This window comes from Capnocytophaga leadbetteri, assembly GCF_003054025.1.
Taxonomy (GTDB): domain Bacteria; phylum Bacteroidota; class Bacteroidia; order Flavobacteriales; family Flavobacteriaceae; genus Capnocytophaga; species Capnocytophaga leadbetteri.
The window spans coordinates 555730-572462 of record NZ_QBKG01000001.1 but is presented as its reverse complement, the minus strand read 5'-3'; the positions used below and the strand labels follow the sequence as shown (position 1 = coordinate 572462).

Sequence of the window (16733 nt, the reverse complement as noted above, 5' to 3'; positions counted from 1 at the left end):
TTTTACTACAATTAACACCATTTTAACACTCTGTGAAAACTAGTTAATTCACTGATTAGCTAATACTTATTTGCTAATTGTCTAATTATTCGTATCTTTGCCCCCACAAAAAATTAAAATACAATGGTTTTACCTATTATTGCCTATGGCGACCCCGTATTAAGAAAGGTAGCTACTGACATATCACCCGACTACCCTAACCTCAATACGCTGATTGCCAATATGTACGACACTATGAACTACGCTTATGGCGTGGGACTGGCGGCTCCACAAATTGGGCTACCCATCCGCCTCTTTGTAGTAGATACCGCTCCTTTTGCTGATGATGACGACCTCACTGAAGACGAACGTACTTTCTTATCAAACTTCAAAAAAACTTTTATCAACGCTAAAATCACCGAAGAAACGGGTGATAAATGGCTGTTCAACGAAGGCTGCCTTAGTATACCTGGGGTGCGCGAAGATGTCAGCCGCCAGAAGCAAATCACTATTGAGTTTGTCGATGAGCATTTCACCCCTCAGCAGCTTACCCTCACAGGCTTAGCCGCCCGCGTAGTACAACACGAATATGACCACATCGAAGGCATCCTCTTTACTGATAAACTTTCATCTTTCAAAAAACAACTGATAAAGGGCAAACTCACCAATATCAGCAAAGGCAAAGTGAAAGTAGATTATCGTATGAAATTCTATAAAAATTAATAACTAAACAATAATAAGGAATGAATTTAACAAAAATTCTTGCCATTTCAGGCAAACCTGGTTTATACCGCTTAGAAACACAAACACGTACAGGCTTTTTAGCTACTTCATTAGTAGATGACAAACGCATATCTGTAGGCATCCGCAATAATGTAAGCCTACTTTCTGAAATAGCTATCTATACTACCGAAAAAGAAATACCACTTAGTGAAGTATTTGAAAAAATAAAAACTTTGGAAGATGGTAAAGAGGCTCGCGTATCTGCTAAAGCTGATGGCGCTACTTTAGAAGCCTATTTTGCAGAAGTACTACCTGAGTACGACCGCGATCGTGTATACACTAGCGATATCAAAAAAGTAATACAGTGGTACAATCTCCTACTGTCTAAAAACTTATTAACCAATGATAATGATTAATAAAAAATGCCTCCTTAAAAGGGAGGCATTTTTTTATTCTGCATTTTGTGTATTATCAATCAATACTTGTCCGCGATAGTACAATTTTCCTTCGTACCAGTGCGCACGGTGGTATAGGTGATTTTCCCCTGTTACTGGGTCTTTCGCTATTTGAGGAACTACTGCTACATCGTGAGTTCTTCTTTTATCTCTTCTGGTTTTTGATTGTCTTCGTTTAGGATGTGCCATTACTTAATCTTTTTATTTATCAGTTATTAAATTCTTTAAACTTTCCCAGCGGGGGTCTACTGTTTCAGTAGGATGATATTCTTTCGGAGCAAGCGCTTCTAATCGGTCTAATACCTCTGAGTGCATTTTACCACTCAGTACATCGGGGTGCACACGCTTAGCAGGAATAGAAAGCACTATCAACTCATATATATATTGTGCAACATTCAGCTGATGCTCTCCTTGTGGTAGTATAAGCAGCTCTTCATCTTCATCATTATATTCTTCACCAAACTTTACCACTAAAAAAAGTGTTCCTGATACCGCCAAGTCAAAAGGCTCGTTAGAGAGGTCGCAATTTACATTTACTGTACCTTTACTGCTAAAGTGCAGTTCCATAAGGTTGCTCTTTTTCTCTAAAAGAACGGTTACTATTTGGTCAATATCATTTACCTCATCAAAGGCAAAGAGTTCTAGAAAATGCTTATCAATATGATAGTCAAACTGATGACTGCCTTGCTTCAAGCCTGCAAAAGAAATATCGTATTCTTTTAATTTTCTCATTTTTTAACCTTTTTCAAAAGCACACAGATTTACACCTCTCTACTTTTGAGGCTGCAAAATTAATACTTTTTTCTAAAACTCCAAAATATTCCCCTAAAAAACTTTACACAAAGCCTTCAGCTTCTTTATTAGCTACTAATCTAAACCCTTCACCGTGTATGTTGAGAATCTCTACTTTGTCGTCTTTCTTAAGCAGTTTTCTAAGTTTTGCTATATACACATCCATACTTCTTGAAGTGAAATAGTTATCATCTTTCCAGATTTTAGAAAGGGCTAATTCGCGCGACATAAAGTCGTCTGTATGTAGGGCGAGCAATCGCAATAGTTCGTTTTCTTTAGGCGACAGCTTCAAAGGTTCTTCATCTTTATACTTAAGAATACGCAATTTGGTGTTAAGGAAGAAGTTACCTATCTCAAACTCAAACTTATTATCGTCAATCATCGTCTCAATGGTTTTGCGTTGTAGCATCGAGCGAATTTTCATCAATAAGATTTCAGAGTCAAAAGGTTTATTCAGATAGTCATCACCTCCTGAGCGATACCCTTTTATCACATCTTCGCGCATAGTGCGAGCTGTGAGGAAAATAATTGGTATTTTCTCATTTTTCTCACGTATTTCTTTTGCTAACGTAAATCCGTCTTTATAAGGCATCATTACGTCCAAAATACACATATCGAAGGTTTCTTTTTTAAACTTCTCAAAACCCTCCATTCCATTTTTGGCTAAAACTACATCAAAACCACTCATTACCAAGTAGTCTTTTAGTACTGTCCCAAAATTAGAGTCGTCCTCCACTAAGAGGATGCGTTTGTTCTCAGAAGGAACTTTAGCGCTGTAATAGTTTCCGTTCATATTCTTTTTATGTTAGTGCCGTTAATAATTTGACAATTTGGCTAATTATATCACGGGTAGCTTTATAAAAAAGGTGCTACCCTTATCCTTTTCACTTTCCACCATTATAGTACCTCCGTGATATTCCACTATACTCTTCACGTAGGCTAACCCTAAACCGTGACCTTTCACATTATGCAAGTCACCTGTATGTGCACGGTAGAACTTATCAAATATATGCTTCATCGCCTGCTTAGTCATACCCTGCCCTTGGTCTTTAATGCGTATGAGCAACTTATTCTTGATATTTTCAGTGTAAATATCTATAACAGGTGCATTGGGTGAATACTTTATCGCGTTTTCAATTATATTTACAAATACATTGGTAAGGTGCGACTCATTAGCCGATACATCGCTATTGCTTGCCAAAAAATGCGTATATATCATTCCTCCACGCTCATCTAATATCGTTTGCACGTGCAACATCGCAGTAGTAATAACCTCGTGTACATCTAAAGGCTCTCGTTCTAACTGCATCGTACTTTTTTCCAAACGCGAAATCTGCAATATATTCTCTACCTGAGCAAGCATTCGTTTGTTTTCCTGCTTGAGTATATGCACATAATGCAATACCTTATCAGGATCAGAGAGTACCATCGGACTCTTTACACTGTCTAACACCAAACTCATAGTAGCAATAGGCGTTTTAAATTCGTGCGTCATATTATTAATAAAGTCCGTCTTTATCTCCGAAATACGCCGCTGAGTAAGCAACTGGTTGAGCGTAATGACAAACACCGCTATGATAATCAGTACAAACACCGTCGAGAGAGTGGCTATACCTATAATAGACGAAAGTAGTACTTTCTCTCGCTGAGGAAATATCACTGCCAACTCGTATAAGGAGTCATCTGAAGTATTGCCTCCGAAAAGCAAAGTCCTAAACTCCTTAGGTTCATTGGGTTCAAAGTACTTAGTATGCACTTTTGAGAGCACTCCTTTATTATAAATACCAAACTCAAAAGACAGATTAAGTCCATTTTTTTTTAGTTGCCTTAATAATAGTTTTTCTATCTGCCCTTCGGTTACGCGTTCATTAATAGATTGCTGCCTGATGATGCTCTTAAACGATTCCTCTATCATTAGTCGCTCTATCTCAGGCAATTCACTAAATTTTTCATAAGCAGTAACCGTCTGCTCTGAAGGATAGCGGGTAGTATTGCCTTTATTTACCCGCTGAAGCGTCTCTTTCTGTATATAACTTTTAATAGCCAATGTATCTGAAAGGTGATTAATCCCTAAGGCAGCAGCTGTTCGCTGGTTAGCTGGCAACGTATAGTCCTCTTCTAAAATACCGTGCTTATATATAAAAGTCTCTTTATTTTCCTTATTCTCTTTTACATAGATAAATTCCCGCAGGTGATTCTCCTTAGGATTTGAACGTGAGGTATTCTCACGCAGACTTATAATTTTGGCTACATATTTATCTACCTCATCTTGCTCTATCTGTTTTGCTACACTGTTAAGTATTTGCTGAATAGAATAGGTAAATGCATCTTCCTTATCTTCTATCGCCGACTTTATCCAATACCCTTGTACTCCTATAATCCCTATAAGCGAGAGACTTGTCAGTACAATTAGTACTATATATAACCTTTTATTCATTGCGCAAAGTTAAAACTTTTTTTCAAAAAAACACTTTTCTTCTTAAAAAATTAACGATTTATTAGGAAAATAATTAATAAAATATTTCCTAATTATAGTAAAAGAACTATTTCGTAACCTATATAACCTACTGATTTTATTACACTTACAAACGAAACACTTTCTATTCAAAGCCTCTCGAAATCATAACAGAAAAAATCTACATTTCTCATTTATTATTTGTCTTTTGCCTTTTATCATTTACCATTTATCATTAATTTATTATCTTTGCCCCCAGAACTAAATTATTGGTTACCAATGACAAACAAAATAACCTTCTTAGCGCGTCTATTTTCAGTACTATCAGCTACCTTTTTAGCAGTAAGTTGCGAGTCTGATGATATCTGCGACCATACCGTGAATACCCCTCGTTTAGTAGTGCGCTTCTACAATGCTAACAACACCCGTACCCCTATGAGTATAGCTAACCTAACCATCTACGGGGAAGGCAATAGTACCCCTTTGGTAAGCAGCGCAACCCTTGATTCTATTGCGCTACCTCTACGGCTGCAAAACCCTACTACCTACCTTTTTCAGATAGTAGTGTCTGGCACTACTACCAGCACTGCCACTCTTACCCTTACTTATAATACAGAAGAAACATTTGTAAGCAAAGCTTGTGGCATCAAAACTACTTATAACACCCTCTCTGCCACTATCCAAGATGCCAACACCTCTTGGCTAAAAGGCGTAACTATCAAGAATAACACTATCGACAATGAAAAGAAAGCTCATATACATCTGTATCATTAATTGGTTTTGCTTTGCAGGATTGCAAGCCCAAACAGCAAGTCGCACTACCACTACGGGCGCTACGACCTCTCGTACTACTGCCATTGCCTTGCCCGAAAAACCTAAAGCACCCGCTTACCAACAGCGGTATGGGTTGCGTGTGGGGGCTGACCTAAGCAAGCTCATCAAACCTTTTTTCAACAGCGATTATTACGGACTCGAATTGGTAGGCGACTACCGTCTCAGTTTCGCCTACTATGCTGCTGCTGAAATAGGGCTAGAACGCAAAAAAACAAATGAAGACTTCTTCGCTTATACTACCGAAGGGCAGTTCCTACGCGCTGGCTTCGACTATAATAGTTATGGCAACTGGTATGGTATGGAAAACCAAATATATGTAGGGGCGCGCTACGGATTTTCTCTCTTCTCGCAAGACCTCAACTCTTATATTATCCACAAAGACAACCAGTATTTCACCGAAAACACTGCTGGCAGTAGTGCTGAATGGCTAAAAAAATATAGCGGACGCACCGCCCATTGGTTTGAGATAGTTTTGGGCATCAAAGCCGAACTATTGCACAATCTTTATGCAGGAGCTTCCGTACGCGTAGGGGTATTAGCACTCCAAACCGACAGCAAAGGCTTCCCTAATTACTACATTCCCGCCTTTGGTCGTGTATACGAAAACAGTCGCTTCGGGGCAAGTTTTAACTATACCCTAACTTACCTCATCCCTTTCTACAAAAGAGCCAAAAAGCCCATAACAACTAACGACTAGCATAGCCGAACCTACTGAGCTGTCGCTCATTGCTGCGCCAATCTTTATTCACCTTTACGAAAAGTTCTAAGTGCACTTGTTTGCCAAAGAACTTTTCTAAATCGGCGCGAGCGGCTACCCCTACCCTCTTCAGTGCCTCTCCTTTATGACCGATGATAATACCTTTCTGACTTTCGCGCTCTACCATTATCACTGCACGTATGTGTAGTATGGTCTCGCTATCAGCAAAACTCTCAGTGGTTACCTCTACCGAATAAGGCACTTCTTTCTTATAGTGCAATAATATTTTCTCCCTGATAATTTCATTTACAAAGAAGCGTTCAGGCTTATCCGTCAATTGGTCTTTAGGAAAAAAGGCAGGTGATTCTGGTAGCAAAGCAACTATCCTATCAAAAACCTCTTTAGTCTGAAAGTTGCGAAGTGCCGAAATAGGATATACCTCCGCTCTTGGCACTTGTTCTTTCCAATACGCCACCTGTTCTTCCAACACTTGCTGATCAGACGTATCAATTTTATTGATAAGCAGCAGTATGGGTATATTTAGCTTATTGATACGCTCAAAAAACGCTTCTTCCTTAAGTCCTTTCTCACCGATTTCCACCATATAGATAAGGATATCAGCATCGTCAAAAGCATCTTTCACAAACGCCATCATCGACTCCTGCAGTGCGTACGCAGGCTTAATAATACCAGGCGTATCCGAAAAGACAATCTGAAAATCATCACCACTCACTATGCCAAAGATACGATGGCGTGTAGTCTGTGCTTTAGACGTTATAATCGAAAGTTTCTCTCCTACGAAAGCATTCATAAGAGTCGATTTACCCACATTAGGGTTCCCTATAATATTTACAAATCCTGCTTTATGCACTTTTTTTAATTTTGAATTGTGAATTTTGAATTATGAAACAAATTGCCAAATCGGCAAATCACCAAATCGTCAAATCGTCAAATCGGCAAATCACCAAATCGGCAAATCACCAAATCGGCAAATCGTCAAATCGTCAAATCGTCAAATCGTCAAATCGTCAAATCGTCAAATCGTCAAATCGTCAAATCGTCAAATCGTCAAATCGTCAAATCGTCAAATCGTCAAATCGTCAAATCGTCAAATCGACAAATCGACAAATCGCCAAATTGACAAATCGTCTAATTACCTGATTTTTTCAAATACTCTGCCATTCCTTTTCCCCAATGCGGACTGTTAGCTGTTTCAGGGGTGAAAGAATCAAATTTCTCAAAAGCCTTATCTAAGAAAGGTTTTGCTTTAGCAGGCCCTCCGCCAAAGGCTTTAGGAGTAAAAAAAATCCCGATAGCTCTAATCAGGTACGGACGCGGATTATTAGGATTTTCCTTTATTGATTTTTCAGAATACTCTCTACTCATCTTGCCGTACTTAGCCCCTCTAAACATCGGATTTACCTTTACCTTAGCGCTATACAGATAAGCATAAAGCGCATAGATTTCAGACGCATTAGCCCCTTTAGCTTTTTCAGCTATCTTCAGATATTTCTCAGCTTGGTCGCAATAAGAGTCAATAGTACTACCAGACGATTGGTCGGCTATACGAATGTTTACATAAGCCGTATAATAGTTAGCAAGCCAATGCGTAGTGTCAGCCAAAGCAATGCGCTCAAAGTCATTTGCTAAAGGCTGCAACTCTGTATTTTTATAACTTTTGTCTAGTAATTTAATTTTTTCTGTTAGTACCGCTTCTATATCCTGACCTATTGCCAGCGGAGCCACTCCTAACACACTCAATAATAGAAATATATACTTCATAATACAACATTTTAGATAGGCGGCAAATGTACAAAACAATTAGCAAATTAGCAAAAATTAATAGTTAGTTTTTAGCTATTGCTAAATCGAACAATGAGCGAACAATAAGCGAACAATGAGCGAAGGATAAGCGAAGGATAAGCGAACGATGAGCAAACAAAAGTCGGTGTTTCTGGCGTAGCCGAGTAGGTAACGAAAAACAACACTTGCTCTTTACCTAATTAACAAATTGTCAAATTGACAAATTATCACTACTTTTGCAGCGACAAAAAACAACGCTATGCACCCTAAGAAAATAATCAAAATAGTAGTTATCATCTTATTACCCCTTGGCATTCAGCTATTTGCTTCGGGGAAAAACAAAATGCGTCCTATAAAAGAAGTAATCATAGACCATCAAGACGAAGATATGTATGTAACCGATGAGACGATACGCCGCACTATTTTCAAAGACCCACAAGCACCGCAGCCTATAGGTTTGCTAAAGTTGAGGGAGATAGAAAATCTCTTAGACAACAATGATATGATAGAAAAATCAGAGGTTTTCTACACACTTGATGGGGTGCTTAATGCCAAAGTAAAACAACGCCAACCTATCGCCCGCGTATATGACAATGGCACGGTATATTATATGGATACACAAGGCAAGAAAATGCCTCTATCGAGCTCTTATTCAGCCCGTGTACCTCTACTTAAAGGCGAATGCAATAAATATTGGGAAGACACCTATCGCCTAATGATGTTTATACAGAATGATATGTGGCTTAACGAAAACATCACTGAGGTAATGGTCAAAAACAATGGTGAATACCAATTCTTGATGCGTATTCCTCATTTCACTGTTCTTTTCGGACGTTTTGAAGACGAACAAATGAAGAAAGCTAATCTCAAAGCCTTCTACAAGCAGTTAGAAAAGATGAATCTCTTAAACGAATACAGTATTGTTAATTTAAAATACACTAACCAAGTAGTCTGCAAAAGATAATTTGCAAATAAGTCAATAAAAAAACAGAGACTGTTCAATTTGAACAGTCTCTGTTTTTTTATTGATTATGAAATTGTTATTTAATTCTTTCAAGATACCATTTTACAGTTTTTTGTATACCTTCTTCAAACTGCAATGAGGGTTCCCAACCTAACTCATTCTTCAGTTTAGTAGCATCAATAGCATAACGCAAATCGTGACCAGCACGGTCAGTTACAAAGGTAATAAGCTTCTCTGAAGTGCCTTCGGGTCTTCCTAATTGCTTATCAACTTCTTTAATAATCACTCTTACTAAGTCGATATTACGCCATTCGTTAAAACCACCAATATTGTAAGTATCACCATCTTTCCCTTGATGAAAAATAACATCAATAGCACGAGCGTGGTCTTCTACAAACAACCAATCGCGAATATTCTCGCCCTTACCATAAATAGGTAGGGGCTTATTATCTACTATATTATAAATACATACGGGAATAAGCTTCTCAGGATATTGATGAGAACCATAATTGTTAGAGCAATTAGAAATCACCACAGGTAGCTTATAAGTGTTGTGGTAAGCCCTCACAAAGTGGTCTGATGAGGCTTTAGAAGCTGAATACGGCGACTGAGGGTCGTATGGAGTTTCTTCGGTAAAGAGTGTGTTATCCATTTCTAAAGCTCCATACACCTCGTCAGTAGAGACGTGATAGAAGCGTTTGCCCTGCATATTGCCTTTCCACGCCTCGCGAGCTGCTTGCAATAAACTAAGCGTACCCATCACATTGGTTTTAGCAAAAATGAAAGGGTCTTCTATACTCCTATCCACGTGACTTTCAGCAGCAAGGTGTATCACTCCATCAATATGATAGTTCTTAAAAAGCTCTTTCATACGCTCATAGTCGCAAATATCAGCCTCTATGAAAGTGTAATTAGGGGCATTGGCTACATCAGCAACGTTATCCAAGTTGCCTGCGTAAGTAAGTTTATCTAAGTTGAAAACGTGATAATCAGGGTATTTAGTTACAAATAACCTCACCACGTGTGAGCCGATAAAACCAGCTCCTCCTGTAATTAAGAGGTTTCTCTTCATTATTTATTTGTCATTTCAAAAACTAATTCACCGCCACTCAAGAGTTCTTGATGCGAAATATACCATTGTTTATAAGCCTTTCCGTTAAAAGTAACTGACTTGATATATTTATTATCTTTAGATACGTTCTTAGCCACTATGGTAAAGGTCTTACCATTAGGCAAGTACATCGTTACTTTATCGAATAGAGGTCGACCAAATTGGTATTCAGTAGAAGCAGGATTCATAGGGTATAAGCCCATTGCGCTCCAGATATACCAAGCTGACATCTGTCCGCAGTCTTCATTACCACTAAGTCCGTTAGGGGTAGTGTTGTACTGTGTTTGCAAGATGCGATCTACCCAATACTGCGTTTTCTTAGGTTGCCCTGCCTCGTTGAACATATAAGCTATATGATGGCTCGGTTCATTACCGTGCGCATATTGCCCTATGAGTCCTGAGATATCAGGAGAGGTGTTATCCCCTGTAATTTCTGAACTTTCGGTAAAGAGTTTCTCTAAGTGCGCTACAAAAGGCTCATTACCACCAAATAGATTAATAAGTCCTTTTACGTTATGAGGTACAAACCAACTGTGTTGCCAAGCATTACCTTCAGTATAATCGGTGTTTTCGCGGTGGTCAGAACGTTTGGGGTCAAAAGGAGTGCGCCATTTGCCATCGGTGCTTTTACCACGCATAAAGCCTGTTTCTTTATCGAATAGGTGCGTGTAGGCTTCTGAACGCTTCAAGAAGAAATCAGCGTCTTCTGTCTTGCCCAATGCCTTCGCCATTTGTGCTACACACCAATCGTCATAAGCATATTCAAGAGTTATAGTAACAGACTCGTCTACTCCTGCATTGTAAGGAATATAACCGTATTTCTTGTAGGCTTTTAGTCCACGGTCATCTTGCATCATAGTGGTTTTCATTGCCTCGTATACCTTTTCAGCATCAAAGCCACGTACGCCTTTTAGATAGGCTTCTGCAATTACCGCAACAGAATGGTAACCTGTCATTGTATTGGTTTCGTTGCCATAAAGCGTCCAAACAGGTAATACTTTATGCACCTGATAGTACGCCAGCATCGAGTTGATAATATCAGCTGTAACTTTAGGCTGCAAAAGCGTAAGCAGTGGGTGCTCGGCACGGAAAGTATCCCAAAGCGATAAGGTAGAATAAGCTGTGCCTTCGGTTTTTACAATCTCGTCGTTTTGCAATCTAAACCATCCATTCTTGTCAGAAAAAGTTACAGGCGCTACTTGTGCGTGATAGAGGGCAGTATAGAAGATGGTTTTAAGCGAATCAACAGGGGTTTCTACTACTATACTGCTGAGAGTCTTCTCCCATTGTTGTTGCGCTAATGATTTGGTTTTATCAAAATTAGGAGCGTTGTATAACTCCAAGTTATCTAAAGCATTTTCTTCACTTACTGACGAAACGGCTACTTTTACCTCTAAGTTCTCATCAGCATTATCAAAGAATATTTGCCCTGAAGTAATGTCTTCTTTATGTTTTTGGTAAGTAATATCCTTTATTGGTTTAGAGAACTGAATAGCAAAGTACACCTTTTGGTTTTCAGCCCAACCCGTACTATAACGATAACCTGTGATAATATTACCATTGTTATAAGCATCTAACTTCTTATTTGATTTACTAAATGAGGTCTTAGTAGGACTATCCCAGTTGATAGCAAATCCTAAATTCAAAATTACAGACTGTTCTGCTCCTTTTTCAAAAGTATAACGATGTACAGCATAACGTTGTGCCGCAGTGAGTTCTACATTCACTTTAGGGTCTTCTAAATACACCTGGTAATAACCAGGTTCTGCTTTTTCGTTCTTATGGCTGTACTTAGATTTGTAAGGTACCATATCGCGAAACTCTTTCGCATTCACAGGGTATTGCTCTTTTCTGCCGTACTTTAGCTCGCTAAGGTCATACGTTTTATGAGTAGGCATCAGCAAAATATCGTTTAAGTCGCCAATACCTGTACCACTGAGGCTCAAATGACCAAAACCTACCATTAGACTATCAGAATAATGATAGCCTGAACACCAATCCCAGTGGCTAAGACCATTCACGGGACTGACTTGTATCATACCAAAAGGGGTAGTCGCCCCAGGGTAAGTATGCCCGTGTCCGCCTGTACCAATAAATGGATCTACATAGCTAATCAAGGGTTTTTGAGGGGCTTCAGCCTCTTTTTCAGTCACTGTTTTAGACTGATGACAAGCCGACAAAAAGGCAGCTACCGCTACCAAAGAAATATGTTTTAACTTCATCATTATAACATTAACGGTTAATTAATGTGGCAAAGATACAAAATAATTGCTAACTAACAACCGACAATTGATAATTAATTACCTGAATAATTCTAAATGAGCATCGGCAAGGCGAGGCATTGCACCGTGTTGCTGACATACATAAGCCGACACCTCAACCGCTAATTGATGCGATTGGGCAATACTACGACCATTGAGGTAAGAGGCTACAAAGGCAGCCGTGAACGAGTCGCCTGCACCTACCGTATCGGCAATGGTAACCTTTGGCGTGCCTAAGAACGATTTTTCATAAGGCGTAAATACATAACTGCCTCGGGTGCCTTGCGTGAGGATAAGGAATTTAAGCTGGTATTTCTCTAACAGATGGCGGCAAATCTCTTCATCAGTACCCTTTAGTTCGAAGATTTCGGCTATCTTCACTATCTCTTCATCATTGATTTTGAGAGCGGAAGCCTTGTCGAGCGAATCGACTATAATCTCTTTGCTAAAGTATTTGAGACGTAGATTGATGTCAAACACCTTCAGACTATCAGCAGGCATTAAGTCTAAAAACTTGTGAATGGTAGCCCTCGACACTACATTGCGTTGTGCTAATGAACCAAAACACACCGTAGTGGTATTCTTAGCCAAATTCTCGATGCGCGAAGAGAAAGGTATATTATCCCACGCTACGTTTTCGGTGATTTCATAAGAAGGCACCCCACGACCGTCTAACTGTACCTTTACAGTACCGGTAGGGAAGTCAGTTTTCTCGATAATGTAATTGAGTTCTTTCTCTTCGAGGGTCTTCAGTATTTCCTTACCAAGGAGGTCTTCGCCAATAGCACTTACGGCATAACCATTGAAGCCAAACTGAGAGGCGTGGTATGCAAAATTAGCAGGAGCACCGCCTAATACTTTTCTTTCGGGGAACACATCCCAAAGGATTTCGCCCAATCCTACTACTATATTTTTCATTTTATTCTATTTTAATTTATAAACGGTTATATCATTAAGGTTTAGAGTGCCTTTTTCGGTTTTAAAACGAAGCGTATTGTACACTTCGGAAGGGAATAAGGATTAAAGCCCCTGTAGCACAAATAGTTTTTATATTGTTTCTTTTCATACTCTTTTCTCATCAAAATATGGCACAAATGTAGCGTTTTATTTTGAATTCACAAAACAAAAACGGGCAATTTTTTAGGCAAAGGCTGCCTTATTATTAAAGGGAGAATTGGCATTTTCCTACAGAGAACTTCAACCATTAAAAGATTCTCAATGTTTTGCCATTTTTGTTGCGTTTTTCGCAATGGGTTTTCTTTTGCTTAGCTACACTTAGTAACCACTTAGTGGCCTCTTAGTGTCCACTTAAGATATACTTAAAGAATCTGCAATGATTTTCTCAATTCGTTATGAATTATTCAATTCTTAGGAAGTTCAGCTTTCTGAAGTATCTATACGAGCAAGTAATCATTGGCTAAAAACCATAAAAACTTTGCACAGTAAAAAGTTTAGTGCTTTTACTGTGCAAAGTTCTTCGGTATATTGGGGGTTAGCTTAACACTTAACTACCTCTCCCTCGTCTAAATATACTAAGTATTTGCCTTTTACTTGCCAACCGATGGCTTGCAGGTTTTGGGCATAGTACAATAGCTGTTGGTGGTATTGAGGGTTAGGCTGCCCTGTTTTGTAATCGATAAGGTAGGCTTCGCGAGTGGTAGGGTGATAGGCTATCCTATCAGGACGGAAGTATTTGCCCTTGCCGTCTACAAACTCGCGTTCGATGAAGTAATGGTACTCATCAGTAAAGAAAGCTGCTATCTGCGGCTCGCTTAGTAGGGTTTCTATTTGAGGCTTCAGCAGTTGGTATTGCTCCTCTGTTAGGGTGCCTTCTTGTAGCGCCTCGCTTAGTACCGCCCCTAAGTCGGTAGCATAGGTCAGTTGCGAAAAGAGGGTGTGTATGAGGTTTCCTCTTTCGAGGGCTTGCTGTTGGTGGGTGTCCCATAGCAGTGAGGCTCCTGTAGCTATCTTATAATGAGGGGCTGTCCAACCTTTCTGAAATAGCACATAGCTATCGGCATTTGTTTCTTCTTTCTTTTTAGCTAGTATAGGACTGCCATATTCATACTCAGTAATCTCCTCATTCCAATCTCCTTTATGTTTTAAAAAATCGCGGAGGAGCGTGCCGTAAGTGGTTATCTCTTTCTCAGGGAGCGAAGTGATAACGTAGAGAGACGACTCAGGACGGGTCATTGCCACGTATAGCACGTTTATCTGGTCGAGGAGGTGCTGCTGGTGCTGCTCGTTGAGAATAGTGGATGCCGCTCCATAGTTTTCAATATTCTTACTACTTTTTACTAATAGATAGTCAAAACCAGCGAAGTGCTCGGCTGATACTGGATACCATATCATTTCGCCACGGCTGTCGTCTAACTTGCTATCAGCAAAGGCGTAGATAATCACAGGGGCAGAGAGCCCTTTGCTCTTATGTACGGTCATCACGGTGATAGCGTTAAGACCTTCGGGTGAACTAATACTAAGCTTTTCTTTTTGGTCTTCCCAGAAGTCTAAGAAGTCGGCTAAGCCTCCTTTGCGGGCGTTCTTGAAGTCGAAAATAAGGTCGATAAAGTGTGTGAGGTAGGCATCTGAGGTGCGTGCCACCTCGAAGCAGTTCACCGCTAATGTTACCCCTTCGTATAGTGAATATTGGTTAAACGTTTCTATAGAAAAACCAAAGTCGGTAAAGAAAGTACTTACAGGCTGGTATGCGTACTTGTTTAGGAAAGTATGAGGCTGCTCCGCACCCTTGCCGTTAGCACGAATAAAGGCAAAGAGCATCTTGGCCTTTAGGTCTTCGCTTTCGGGGTGATAAAGCAACTGCAGCAGAGCTATAAGGAACTGCACTGAGGGTACGTTTTGCAGTAGTAAAGAGTCGGGCGAAATGATCTTGCGCCCTTTGCTTGATAAGAATGACGCTACCGCAGCGCCCTCTTTGTTAGTGCGCACTAATATAGTGATGTCTTTGTCTTCAGCTCCTGCGTCATTGGCGTGCATTATTTTCTGTAGTATAGCTTCACAATAACTCTTCTCTCGCGGGGTGAGAGTATCGTCTTTTGCTTCTTCTTCTCTCTCTTCTTCCTCCTCTTCTTGAGCAGTATTGATAAAAGAGATATTTACATAACCCTCTGCTAAAGTAGGTTTTGGATAGTTTTGGGCAGCTGCTTCGTAAAGATCTCTATACCCTCCTTCCTCAAAAATGTTTGCTACAAAAGGGAAAAAAGCATTGTTGAAGTCTATAATTTGCTTTAAACTGCGGTAGTTTTCAGCCAAATTAACAGTATTGAGCGGAACTTTAAAAGGATTTTTTTTACCGTTATACAGACTCATAAACTGCTCTGCCTTGCCTCCTCGCCAGCGGTAGATAGACTGTTTGGCATCGCCTACTAATAGCACTGAACCGGTCTGGTGATTTACTTGGCTTTGCACTGCATTGAGGATAAGTGGTATAAAGTTCTGCCATTGTAGTACTGAGGTATCTTGAAACTCATCGATGAAGTAATGACGGAACTTCTCGCCTATACGCTCATAAATAAAAGGAGCTGGCTGAGTACTCAGTTCTGAAGAAATTACGCCGTTGAACTCCCATATAGGCAAAATATTCTCTTCCTCTTTGATAAGGGCTATTTCTTTTTGGATACGATTTAGCAAAGCCAAAGGAGGAAGATACTTTAGGGCGTTTTGCATAAAGTTAAGCGTACCAAAAGCATTCCGTATATCTTCAAAATAAGTAGCAATCTGAGGTTGTAGGCTATCGATAAGAGCAGTATCGAGGTTTTTAGCAGCTGTTTTGCTATACATAGGTTCTCCATCTAATAGGTCTTTTTGCCAACCACTGACCCACGAGGGCTCTTTAGGACTTTTCTTAGTGAGGTTGTCAAAGAAATTGTATAGGTACCCTCCTTTGAAAGCTCCCTTATCTAAGCCGTGCTGGTCTAAGAGTTGCATAAAAGATTGTGCAGTGGTTTGTATAAGCTGTGCCGCTTGCTCTTTATACTCACTTAGGGACTTCTTTAGGGTAGCAAAATCGCTTAGTTCTTTATCTTTTAGCGATTGCATCTGGCTATAATGGTTTTCGTTAGTGAGCATCTTGGCTATTTCAAGTAGCTCTTTAGAGGTGTCCCAGTTCTTATCTTCGTCTATCTTTTCGTTAGAAAAAGCTATAAGCCACTCAGTGAGCTCCTTATCGCCCGTACCTGCTTGGCTCATTAGGTTGTCTACGGCGCGTTCTAAGAGGGTCTGACTGTCCAACTGCACTTCAAAGAAAGGATTCAAATGCAAATCCTGAGAGAAGTGACGTATCAGCTGGTGATTGAAGCCGTCAATAGTGCTAATGTTGAAGGCAGCGTAGTTGTGCAATATATATTCTAACGTCTTTGCCGAACGGTCTTGCAGCGCTTTGGGGGTGAGATGCAGACTTTTGCACAGTTCGGTAAACATACTGTGGGGGGTATGCAGCATCGTATCCTCGCTAAACTTACCCAATAACTCAATAATACGGTTCTTCATCTCGAATACCGCTTTATTGGTAAAGGTAATAGCGAGCAGCTGTCTGAACTGATCTATATTCGGGGTGTTAAGTACGATTTCCAAATAAGCCTTGACTAGGCTATAGGTCTTACCTGACCCTGCTGAAGCGTTGTAAATGGTATAGCTCATTTT

At 39.8% G+C, this 16733-nt stretch carries 15 protein-coding genes; 5 read left to right on the top strand and 10 right to left on the bottom strand.

Annotated elements, in window-relative coordinates:
- Positions 1 to 123 precede the first annotated feature (123 nt).
- Positions 124 to 702, top strand: coding sequence for a peptide deformylase (def, locus tag C8P65_RS02740; RefSeq protein ID WP_107781083.1), 579 nt, complete (start codon positions 124 to 126; stop codon positions 700 to 702).
- Positions 703 to 722: 20 nt separating this feature from the next.
- A complete protein-coding gene (locus C8P65_RS02735) occupies positions 723 to 1118 on the top strand; it encodes a DUF5606 family protein (RefSeq protein ID WP_107781081.1) in 396 nt (131 codons plus the stop codon).
- 33 nt (positions 1119 to 1151) lie between these two features.
- Here the strand turns inward: C8P65_RS02735 and rpmF are convergent, their stop codons facing one another.
- The 4 genes from rpmF to C8P65_RS02715 form a co-directional block, all read right to left on the bottom strand.
- Positions 1152 to 1346 (bottom strand): 50S ribosomal protein L32, encoded by a 195-nt coding sequence (gene rpmF, locus C8P65_RS02730; RefSeq protein ID WP_009388659.1) that lies wholly within the window; start codon positions 1344 to 1346, stop codon positions 1152 to 1154.
- 12 nt (positions 1347 to 1358) lie between these two features.
- Entirely contained in the window at positions 1359 to 1889 is a 531-nt protein-coding gene (locus C8P65_RS02725; RefSeq protein WP_107781079.1) for a YceD family protein, read from the bottom strand.
- 103 nt (positions 1890 to 1992) lie between these two features.
- On the bottom strand, positions 1993 to 2742 hold the full coding sequence (locus tag C8P65_RS02720; protein ID WP_107781077.1) for a response regulator transcription factor: 750 nt from the start codon (positions 2740 to 2742) through the stop codon (positions 1993 to 1995).
- Between the two features lie 45 nt (positions 2743 to 2787).
- Entirely contained in the window at positions 2788 to 4386 is a 1599-nt protein-coding gene (locus C8P65_RS02715) for a sensor histidine kinase (protein WP_107781075.1), read from the bottom strand.
- A 297-nt stretch (positions 4387 to 4683) separates the two neighbouring features.
- Here C8P65_RS02715 and C8P65_RS02710 point away from each other — a divergent pair, with 297 nt between their 5' ends.
- Both C8P65_RS02710 and C8P65_RS02705 read left to right on the top strand, forming a co-directional pair.
- Positions 4684 to 5178, top strand: a complete 495-nt coding sequence (locus tag C8P65_RS02710; protein WP_107781073.1) for a DUF6452 family protein — start codon at positions 4684 to 4686, stop codon at positions 5176 to 5178.
- A complete protein-coding gene (locus tag C8P65_RS02705; RefSeq protein WP_107781071.1) occupies positions 5144 to 5935 on the top strand; it encodes a DUF6048 family protein in 792 nt (263 codons plus the stop codon). Before C8P65_RS02710 ends, C8P65_RS02705 begins: the two co-directional genes overlap by 35 nt.
- On the opposite strand, the gene era is transcribed toward C8P65_RS02705, so the two are convergent.
- Both era and C8P65_RS02695 read right to left on the bottom strand, forming a co-directional pair.
- On the bottom strand, positions 5925 to 6806 hold the full coding sequence (gene era, locus C8P65_RS02700; RefSeq protein ID WP_107781069.1) for a GTPase Era: 882 nt from the start codon (positions 6804 to 6806) through the stop codon (positions 5925 to 5927). The genes C8P65_RS02705 and era overlap by 11 nt on opposite strands.
- Positions 6807 to 7084: 278 nt before the next feature.
- Complete coding sequence (locus tag C8P65_RS02695) at positions 7085 to 7720, bottom strand: hypothetical protein (protein WP_425430556.1); 636 nt, start codon at positions 7718 to 7720, stop codon at positions 7085 to 7087.
- A gap of 277 nt (positions 7721 to 7997) precedes the next feature.
- Here C8P65_RS02695 and C8P65_RS02690 point away from each other — a divergent pair, with 277 nt between their 5' ends.
- Positions 7998 to 8702, top strand: a complete 705-nt coding sequence (locus tag C8P65_RS02690; protein WP_009388668.1) for a cell division protein FtsQ/DivIB — start codon at positions 7998 to 8000, stop codon at positions 8700 to 8702.
- Between the two features lie 76 nt (positions 8703 to 8778).
- Here the strand turns inward: C8P65_RS02690 and rfbB are convergent, their stop codons facing one another.
- The 4 genes from rfbB to C8P65_RS02670 form a co-directional block, all read right to left on the bottom strand.
- The gene (gene rfbB / locus C8P65_RS02685) at positions 8779 to 9774 is read right to left on the bottom strand and encodes a dTDP-glucose 4,6-dehydratase (protein WP_107781065.1); all 996 of its coding nucleotides are present in this window, start codon (positions 9772 to 9774) and stop codon (positions 8779 to 8781) included.
- Positions 9774 to 12035: a GH92 family glycosyl hydrolase gene (locus tag C8P65_RS02680; RefSeq protein ID WP_107781172.1), complete on the bottom strand. Its 2262-nt coding sequence runs from the start codon at positions 12033 to 12035 to the stop codon at positions 9774 to 9776. Before C8P65_RS02680 ends, rfbB begins: the two co-directional genes overlap by 1 nt.
- Positions 12036 to 12113: 78 nt before the next feature.
- Positions 12114 to 12992 carry a carbohydrate kinase family protein gene (locus C8P65_RS02675; protein WP_107781063.1) on the bottom strand — a complete coding sequence of 293 codons (879 nt, stop codon included), beginning with the start codon at positions 12990 to 12992 and terminating at the stop codon, positions 12114 to 12116.
- 579 nt (positions 12993 to 13571) lie between these two features.
- The gene (locus C8P65_RS02670; RefSeq protein ID WP_107781061.1) at positions 13572 to 16730 is read right to left on the bottom strand and encodes a UvrD-helicase domain-containing protein; all 3159 of its coding nucleotides are present in this window, start codon (positions 16728 to 16730) and stop codon (positions 13572 to 13574) included.
- Positions 16731 to 16733: the final 3 nt, after the last annotated feature.